The sequence below is a fragment of the Streptomyces sp. WAC06614 genome (genome assembly GCF_003949795.1).
Lineage (GTDB): Bacteria > Actinomycetota > Actinomycetes > Streptomycetales > Streptomycetaceae > Streptomyces.
Genome location: NZ_RPRY01000815.1, coordinates 1 through 217, shown reverse-complemented (window position 1 = coordinate 217; position 217 = coordinate 1). Strand labels below are relative to the sequence as shown.

General features: G+C 74.2%; 1 protein-coding gene. It reads right to left on the bottom strand.

Annotation, left to right across the window (positions count from 1 at the left end):
* On the bottom strand, positions 1 to 217 hold a 217-nt coding region (locus EF918_RS36610), incomplete at both ends, for a hypothetical protein (protein ID WP_185922119.1).

Sequence of the window (217 nt, the reverse complement as noted above, 5' to 3'; positions counted from 1 at the left end):
GCCTCCGGCTCCGGCTCGGCCTCGGCCTTCGCTTCGGCCTGCGCTTCGGCCTTCGCTTCGGGCTCCGCCTTTGCTTCCGGCTCGGGCTGTGCCTCCGGCTCCGGCTCGGCCTCGGCCTTCGCTTCGGCCTGCGCTTCGGCCTTCGCTTCGGGCTCCGCCTTTGCTTCCGGCTCGGGCTGTGCCTCCGGCTCCGGCTCGGCCTCGGCCTTCGCTTCGG